The organism is Holdemanella biformis DSM 3989, from assembly GCF_000156655.1.
Lineage (GTDB): Bacteria > Bacillota_I > Bacilli_A > Erysipelotrichales > Erysipelotrichaceae > Holdemanella > Holdemanella biformis.
In genome coordinates, this window is the sequence record NZ_DS996870.1 from 1 (window position 1) to 559 (window position 559).

Consider the following 559-nt stretch of genomic DNA (forward strand, 5'->3'; position numbering starts at 1 on the left):
AGTTTCTAGAAAACAATACCTATTTTGTCGACTTCTTTAATGCGTACTTCTTTAATGGAGAAAAAGTTCTTAAACCAGAGAATTGTGAAGAACTCGATTCTGAGATGAATGATACGAATATGGATCTAGAAAAGCATGTGGATGTGATTCGTAAGTACAATGATGGAAATCTTTATAGTGCATTCATTATTGAGAATCAAAGTTATGTGGATGCTTCGATGGTTGTAAGAGCGGCAGTATATGAATTTGTAGCGTATGATCGAATGTTAAAGAAGTTAAAGAAGAATAAGGCTAAAGAAAAACTACCCATGGTGCATATTCTTGTATTTTATACAGGAGAAAGGCCTTGGAATGCAGCTAGACAGCTTTCTGAGCTAGTCGAGGTGGATGAAAGGTTTGAATCCTATTTCCATGACTACCAAATGAATCTGATTGAAATCACGGGGAATACTTCATATAATTTTAATGAAGAAGACGTACATAATCTATTCTACATATGTCGAAGTATTTATGATCAATCTATTTATGAAGGAAAGAGTAATAGCTTTGGACTTGTGAA

The 559-nt window shown here is 34.0% G+C and carries 1 protein-coding gene; it reads left to right on the forward strand.

What is annotated here, in order from left to right:
• On the forward strand, positions 1 to 559 hold a 559-nt coding region (locus EUBIFOR_RS11940), incomplete at both ends, for an Rpn family recombination-promoting nuclease/putative transposase (RefSeq protein ID WP_003866335.1).